This window comes from Burkholderia sp. LMG 13014 (genome assembly GCF_905232215.1).
GTDB lineage: Bacteria > Pseudomonadota > Gammaproteobacteria > Burkholderiales > Burkholderiaceae > Burkholderia.
The window spans coordinates 1-7,725 of the sequence record NZ_CAJNKE010000273.1 but is presented as its reverse complement, the minus strand read 5'-3'; the positions used below and the strand labels follow the sequence as shown (position 1 = coordinate 7,725).

The 7,725-nt window shown below is 64.2% G+C and carries 8 protein-coding genes; all 8 read right to left on the bottom strand.

All coding sequences use genetic code 11. The features are described from left to right. Positions 1-236: PfkB family carbohydrate kinase (locus JYJ84_RS22855; RefSeq protein ID WP_240201891.1), on the bottom strand; the 236-nt coding region annotated here is incomplete at its 3' end. A 7-nt stretch (positions 237-243) separates the two neighbouring features. Next, positions 244-1,644 carry a UDP-glucose/GDP-mannose dehydrogenase family protein gene (locus tag JYJ84_RS22850; RefSeq protein WP_175223440.1) on the bottom strand — a complete coding sequence of 467 codons (1,401 nt, stop codon included), beginning with the start codon at positions 1,642-1,644 and terminating at the stop codon, positions 244-246. 90 nt (positions 1,645-1,734) lie between these two features. After that, positions 1,735-2,907, bottom strand: a complete 1,173-nt coding sequence (lapB, locus tag JYJ84_RS22845) for a lipopolysaccharide assembly protein LapB (RefSeq protein ID WP_174962248.1) — start codon at positions 2,905-2,907, stop codon at positions 1,735-1,737. Positions 2,908-2,960: 53 nt separating this feature from the next. Beyond that, complete coding sequence (locus JYJ84_RS22840) at positions 2,961-3,254, bottom strand: lipopolysaccharide assembly protein LapA domain-containing protein (protein ID WP_122944788.1); 294 nt, start codon at positions 3,252-3,254, stop codon at positions 2,961-2,963. 210 nt (positions 3,255-3,464) lie between these two features. Continuing rightward, positions 3,465-3,788 (bottom strand): integration host factor subunit beta, encoded by a 324-nt coding sequence (locus JYJ84_RS22835; protein ID WP_006486894.1) that lies wholly within the window; start codon positions 3,786-3,788, stop codon positions 3,465-3,467. A gap of 22 nt (positions 3,789-3,810) precedes the next feature. Further along, complete coding sequence (gene rpsA, locus JYJ84_RS22830) at positions 3,811-5,523, bottom strand: 30S ribosomal protein S1 (protein ID WP_122946624.1); 1,713 nt, start codon at positions 5,521-5,523, stop codon at positions 3,811-3,813. A gap of 141 nt (positions 5,524-5,664) precedes the next feature. Then, positions 5,665-6,351, bottom strand: coding sequence for a (d)CMP kinase (gene cmk, locus JYJ84_RS22825; protein WP_175223441.1), 687 nt, complete (start codon positions 6,349-6,351; stop codon positions 5,665-5,667). 13 nt (positions 6,352-6,364) lie between these two features. Further along, on the bottom strand, positions 6,365-7,669 hold the full coding sequence (gene aroA / locus JYJ84_RS22820; RefSeq protein ID WP_174962244.1) for a 3-phosphoshikimate 1-carboxyvinyltransferase: 1,305 nt from the start codon (positions 7,667-7,669) through the stop codon (positions 6,365-6,367). Between the last annotated feature and the right edge of the window lie 56 nt (positions 7,670-7,725).

Genomic DNA, 7,725 nt, shown 5'->3' with positions numbered 1-7,725 from the left:
ACGCACAGCAACCCGGCCTGGCCACCGAGCGTCACGGCGTTGCGCGCGACGTTGGCCGCACCGCCGAGCCGCTCTTCCTGACGCTGCACGTGCACGACCGGCACCGGCGCTTCAGGCGAAATGCGATCGACGTTGCCGAACCAGTAACGGTCGAGCATCACGTCGCCGACGACAAGCACGCGCGAGCACGCGATCTGCGCACGCGGCACCGGAACGACTTCGCGGAGAGTATTCATCGTGCGGTCAGCCACGGGAAGACGACTGGGGATCGACATACGGCCGGCCGATCGCGTAGTAGTCGATGCCCAGCTCGGCCATCGCGTCCGGCTCGTACAGGTTGCGCCCGTCGAAGATCACCGGCACCTTCAGTTCAGCCTTCAGGCGTGTGAAATCGGGGCTCCGGAATTCCTTCCACTCGGTCACGATCACGAGCGCATCCGCGCCCTTCACGGCGACGTCCTGCGTGTCGACGAGATGCAGCCGCGCCAGCGCGTCCGCGTCATTGCCGAAATCCAGCGCGAACACGCGCCGTGCTTCTTCGATCGCGACCGGATCGTATGCACGCACGGTCGCACCGCGTGCGAGCAGCGCGGCGATCAGGCGGCGGCTCGGCGCCTCGCGCATGTCATCGGTGTTCGGCTTGAACGCCAGGCCCCAGACCGCGAACTCGCGGCCGGTCAGGTCGGCACCGAAGCGCTGCTCGATCTTGCCGATCAGCACGTCCTTCTGCGCATGATTGGCCGCCTCGACGGCCTCCAGGATACGCAGCGGCTGGCCGTTCTCGCCGGCCGTGCGAATCAGCGCCTGGACGTCCTTCGGGAAGCACGAGCCGCCGTAGCCGACGCCGGCGTACAGGAAGTGATAGCCGATGCGCGGATCGGAGCCGATCCCGCGGCGCACGGCTTCGATGTCGGCACCGACCTTGTCGGCGAGATTCGACATCTCGTTCATGAACGAGATACGCGTTGCAAGCATCGCGTTCGCCGCATATTTTGCGAATTCGGCCGAACGCACGTCCATGTAGATCGTGCGCTCGTGGTTGCGGTTGAACGGCGCGTAAAGCTTCTTCATCTTCTCGCGCGCGATCGTGCCCGTCTCGTCGTCGTCGACGCCGATGATGATGCGGTCAGGACGCATGAAGTCTTCGACCGCGGCGCCTTCCTTCAGGAACTCCGGGTTCGACACGACCGAGAAGCGATGCGCGACACTGCCCGCCAGCCCGCGGGCGGCAAGCGCCTCGTCAACCACGCCGCGCACGCGCTGCGCGGTGCCGACCGGCACCGTCGATTTGTCGACGATCACCTTGAAGCTCGTCATGTTGCGGCCGATGTTGCGCGCGGCTTCGAGCACGTACTGCAGGTCGGCCGAACCGTCCTCGTCGGGCGGCGTGCCGACCGCGATGAACTGGATCTCGCCGTGCGCGACGCTCGCCTCGATGTCGGTCGAGAAGCGCAGGCGCCCCGCCGCGCGGTTGCGCGCGATGATGTCCAGCAGCCCCGGTTCGTGAATCGGCATCCCGCCGTTGTTCAGGATATCGATCTTGCGCGGATCGACGTCGAGACAGAAGACGTCGTGACCAATCTCCGCCAGGCAGGCGCCCGTGACGAGACCGACGTAGCCGGTGCCGATGATGGTGATTTTCATAGATGTTCCGGTACTTCCCGGTAATTGACTAACTTGGCCGCCGGGACGAGCCCGGCGACAACCGCAGCGCGTTGGCTCCGCGTGCCGGGATCAGCCCGGCATCGCTGGTTCGACGCGGCGCGGCGCATAGGTTTCCCAGCCGCTGCATCCGGGACACTGCCAATAGAAAAGCCGTGCCCGGAAACCACAATTCTGGCACGTATACCGTGGCAGATTCTTCGTGCGCTGCTTGATCAGCGCACGCATCATTTCAAGTTCCTTACGACGCGGTTCGTCGGCTGCCGCGATTTGCGCATCGAGCAGATGCAGCATCCCCGACAGGTTCGGCGACTTCTCCATCTGCGCGCGCGCGAGCGTGTGCGCCGCGTCCTGGCCACGCAACCCCGCGATGTGCTGGTACGCGATGTCGAGCAGGTCGTTCGACGGATAGCGATCGATATACCCCATCAGCAGCTCGGCGCCTTCGGCGTTCTTGCCGAGCGCGACATACGCCTTCATCAGCTTGTCGGCGACGAGCGGCAGATACGCCGGATTCTGCGCTTCGACGCGCTTCCAGTGCTCGATCGCGGCCGCGTGGTTGCCCTCCGCTTCCGCCGCGTCGCCGGACAGAACCGTCGCGCGAACGTTCTGCGGGTTCACCGCCAGCGCCAGGCGCAGCTGCTCGGCGGCCGCTGCCGCGTTCTTGCGCTGCAGCGCGTCCTGCGCGAGTTCGCAGTGGAACTGTGCGATTTCGACGCCAAGCGGTTTGTCGCTCATCGACTCGATGCGCTTCGCCGTATCGATCGACTTGTTCCAGTCCTTCTCGATCTCGTAGATCGTCAGCAGCGCCCGCTGCGCGCCGAGCGCGTAATCGCCGTCGGCGAGCTTGTGGAATGCCTCCTCGGCACGATCGAGCAGGCCGGCTTTCAGGAAATCCTGGCCAAGCTCGTACAACGCGTGGTCGCGCTCGTTGACCGGCAAGTCCGTGCGGCTCAGCAGGTTCTGATGCACACGGATCGCGCGGTCGGTTTCGCCGCGGCGGCGAAACAGGTTGCCGAGCGCGAAGTGCAGTTCGACCGTCTCGGGATCGAGCTTGGCGACCTCGATGAACGCGTCGATCGCCTTGTCGGGTTGTTCGTTCAACAGAAAATTCAGGCCGCGAAAATACGATCGCGGCAGGTTGGCACTCTCCGACAGGAGATTCTTCAGGTCATAGCGTGACGCCGCCCAACCGAGCGCGAACGCGACCGGAATCGCGAGCAACCACCAGAAATCCAGATCCATGCGAAATATCGAAGCAGAGACGAAAACCGCGCGATGATCGCGCGGCGTCCGGGTTAAATGACGGGCGGCATCGGCGGCTGGTCGATGACGGCCGGCGTTTCGCGCGCCGCGCGCAGATCGCGCTTCAGGCGCCCGTTCTCGAGACGCAGGCGGAAGACCGACGGCAGCGCGGACAGCAAGCCGGCCAGCAGCCCCACGGCGAAGAACGCCAGGCCGAGCAGGATCAGCGGCGCTTGCCATGAAAAGCCGGCAACGAAATTCAGCGTCGCGGTTTGCGTATTGGCCAGCGCAAGCACCAGCAGCAGCACGAACACCAATACCCGGATCAGCCAGACGATAAACTTCATGAAGCCCTCTCTTTGTTGAGGTTTGCCGCGGCGCGCGACTCCCCTTCGTCGCGCCGAATCGACCCGTATTGTAAAGGAAGCGTTTCCGCGGCTGCGCACATCCTGCGCGCGCCCGTTACGCCGCCCGCGCCGGAAATGAAAAAAGCGCCCGCAAGGGGCGCTTTTCTTTTCAGCCTTCGCCGGATGGGTTCCGGGCAAACCGGTTGACGCTCAACGCTCGTCGTCCGGATCGTCAGCCTTCAGCGGTTCACCGGCGCGGCCGTCGACGCGTTCACGCAATTCCTTGCCAGGCTTGAAGTGCGGCACGAACTTCTCGGGCACCTGCACTTTCTCCCCCGACTTCGGGTTGCGTCCGACGCGCGCCGGCCGACGGTTGAGGCCAAAGCTGCCGAAACCCCGAATTTCGATACGATGCCCTTTCGCCAGGGCGTCAGACATCGCATCGAGCATCGTTTTCACCGCGAAATCCGCATCCTTGAGGACAAGTTGCGGAAATCGCGATGCCAGCTGCGCGACCAACTCGGATTTGGTCATACTTCAGCAGACCTCGTGAGGCTTACTGGTTCTGGCCGTCGAGCTTCGCCTTCAGCAGCGCGCCGAGGTTGGTCGTACCGGTCGCAGCAGAGCTGGAGTCCGACTGCAGGCCGCGGATCGCTTCCTGTTGCTCAGCCGAATCCTTCGCCTTGATCGACAGGTTGATGCCGCGCGACTTGCGATCGATGTTGATCACCATCGCGTTGACCTTGTCGCCTTCCTTCAGCACGTTGCGTGCATCTTCGACGCGATCCTGCGAGATTTCCGACGCACGCAGGTAGCCTTCGATGTCGCCCGTCAGCGTAACGACCGCACCCTTCGCATCGACCGTCTTCACGACGCCGTCAACGATCGAGCCCTTGTCGTTCATTGCAACGTAGTTGCTGAACGGGTCGCCTTCGAGCTGCTTGATGCCCAGCGAAATACGTTCCTTCTCGACGTCGATACCGAGCACGATTGCTTCGACTTCGTCGCCCTTCTTGTACTTGCGAACGGCTTCTTCGCCGGTTTCGCTCCACGACAGGTCCGACAGGTGGACCAGGCCGTCGATGCCGCCCGGCAGACCGATGAACACGCCGAAGTCGGTGATCGACTTGATTGCGCCCGTGATCTTGTCGCCCTTCTTGAAGTTGCGGCTGAAGTCATCCCACGGATTCGGCTTGCACTGCTTCATGCCGAGGCTGATACGACGACGGTCTTCGTCGATCTCGAGGACCATGACTTCGACTTCGTCGCCCAGCTGGACAACCTTCGACGGAGCAACGTTCTTGTTGGTCCAGTCCATTTCCGACACGTGGACGAGGCCTTCGATGCCCGATTCCACTTCGACGAATGCGCCGTAGTCGGTGATGTTCGTGACCTTGCCGAACAGGCGCGTGCCCGACGGGTAACGGCGCGAGATGCCTTCCCACGGATCGTCGCCCAGTTGCTTGATGCCCAGCGAGACGCGGTTCTTCTCTTGGTCGAACTTGAGGATCTTCGCGGTGACTTCCTGGCCAACCGACAGGACTTCGCTCGGGTGACGCACACGACGCCATGCGATGTCGGTGATGTGCAGCAGGCCGTCGATGCCGCCGAGGTCGACGAACGCGCCGTAGTCGGTGATGTTCTTGACCACGCCGTTGACGATCGCGCCTTCCTTCAGCGTCTCGAGCAGCTTCGCGCGCTCTTCGCCCTGGGTTGCTTCGATCACTGCACGACGCGACAGCACGACGTTGTTACGCTTGCGATCGAGCTTGATCACGCGGAACTCGAGCGTCTTGCCTTCGTACGGGGTCGTGTCCTTGACCGGACGCGTGTCGACCAGCGAACCCGGCAGGAACGCGCGGATGCCGTTGACCATCACGGTCATGCCGCCCTTCACCTTGCCGGTGATCGTGCCGGTGACGAGTTCGTTGTTGTCGAGAGCCTTTTCCAGCGACAGCCACGATGCAAGGCGCTTCGCCTTGTCGCGCGACAGGATCGTGTCGCCGTAGCCGTTTTCGAGTGCGTCGATCGCGACGGACACGAAATCGCCCGACTGCACCTCAACCTCGCCCTGATCGTTCAGGAATTCCTCGATCGGAATGTAAGCCTCGGACTTCAGGCCTGCATTGACGACCACGAAGTTGTGGTCGACGCGCACGACTTCGGCGGAAATCACTTCGCCGGCGCGCATGTCTTGGCGGGTCAGCGACTCTTCGAACAGAGCCGCGAAAGATTCAGTATTCGGGGTAGAGGTTTGCAGGTCGGACATAAAAATCTGATTGTGCATGGATCGCTGTGCCACGCCGGCCGGAATGGCAGGCTGAAAGGGCCAGATCGAGGTCCACACGGGGTTAAGGGTTCGAAACACGCTCCGCACTTACGCGCGGAGCACCTACCGCTACCCGCCTTCTCAGGCGGGCTGGCCGAGCGCCCGGTACCACTGCAGCACCTGGTCGACGGCTTCATCGACCGAAAGTGCGGACGTATCGAGCAGCTTGGCATCTGCCGCGGGCTTCAGCGGCGCGGCCGCGCGATTGCTGTCGCGCGCGTCACGTTCACGAAGATCCCGGAGCAAGTCATCTATATTAGCAGAAAAACCTTTTTGCATCAATTGCTTATGCCGTCTGGTCGCGCGCGCCTCGGCGCTGGCCGTCAGGAACACCTTCAGCATGGCATCCGGGAAGATCACGGTGCCCATGTCGCGCCCGTCTGCAACGAGGCCCGGCGTCTTGCGGAACGCGCGCTGGCGCGCGACGAGCGCGGTGCGAACCGGCCCGTGCACGGCGATCGCCGATGCGCGGTTGCCGACCGCTTCGGCGCGGATGTCGTTCGACACATCGACGCCGTCGAGCTGCGCGCAGCCTTCGCGGAACGTGATGTGGAGATCGTCGATCAGCTTCACGAGTGCATCGATGTCGTCGGCCGCGATGTCGTAGCGCACGCTCGCCAGCGCCGCGAGACGGTACAGCGCGCCGCTGTCGAGCAGGTGGAAGCCGAGATGCGCGGCGACGAGCGCGGCGACGGTGCCCTTGCCGGAAGCAGTCGGGCCGTCGATCGTGATGACAGGGGTCGGGTGAAAGGGGCGGGTCGATTTCATCGGAACAATCAGGTCAGGCTTTGGCGAGCGCGGCGAAGCGGTCGAAATAGTCGGGGAACGTCTTGCCGACGCACTTCGGGTCGTTGATCCGCACGGGCACGCCGCCCAGGCTGACGAGCGAGAAGCACATCGCCATCCGGTGATCGTCGTACGTGTCGATCGCCGCGTTCGGCGTGAGCTTTTCCGGCGGCGTGACGACGAGATAGTCGGGGCCTTCCTCGACGATCGCACCGACCTTGCGCAGCTCGGTCGCCATCGCGGCGATGCGGTCGGTTTCCTTCACGCGCCAGCTGGCGATGTTGCGCAGCGTGCTCGTGCCGTTCGCGAACAGCGCCGCGACCGCGATGGTCATCGCCGCATCGGGGATCAGGTTGAAGTCCATGTCGATCGGCTCGAGCTTGCCGTGGTCGTGGCCGATGCCGCGCACGTCGATCCAGTCGTCGCCCATCGTCACGTTCGCGCCCATCTGCATCAGCGCATTCGCGAAGCCGACATCGCCCTGGATGCTCGCGCGCCCCACGCCTTCGACGCGCAGCGGGCCGCCGCCTAGCGCACCGGCCGCGAGGAAGTACGACGCGGACGACGCATCGCCCTCGACCATGATCCGCCCCGGCGAGCGGTAGCGGACGCCGGCCGGAACGACGAAGCGCTGCCAGCCGTCGCGCTCGACGGTCACGCCGAAGCGCTCCATCAGCCGGATCGTGATGTCGATGTACGGCTTCGAGATCAGCTCGCCGTCGACCTCGACGACGGTCTTGCCGTCCTTCGCCTTCACGAGCGGCAGCGTCATCAACAACGCCGTGAGGAACTGGCTCGACACGTCGCCGCGCACGCGGATCGGGGCGTCGACAGAAACCGTCGCGGGCTTGATCCGCAGCGGCGGGTAGCCTTCGTTCAGCTCGTAGTCGATCTGCGCGCCGATCTGCCGCAGGCCGTCGACGAGATCGCCGATCGGCCGCTCATGCATGCGCGGCACGCCGTGCACGCGATAGTCACCGCCGTTCACCGCGAGCGCGGCGGTCAGCGGCCGCACGGCCGTGCCCGCGTTGCCGAGGAACAGGTCGGCCGACTTCGCGGTGAATGCGCCGCGCGTACCCGTGACGACACAGGTGTCGCCATCGCGCGCGAGCTTCACGCCGAGCTTGCCAAGTGCATCGAGCATCACGCGCGTGTCGTCGGAGTCGAGCAGGTTCGTGATCGTCGTTTCGCCTTCGGCAAGCGCCGCGAGCAACAGCACGCGGTTCGAAATGCTCTTCGAGCCGGGCAGGCGCACGGTGCCCGATGCGCTGGAGTACGGGCCGAGATCGAGATAGTCCATGGGAATCGTCCTGTTATTTCTTGACCGGTTCGGCAGCGGGCGTGCCGCCGCGCTCC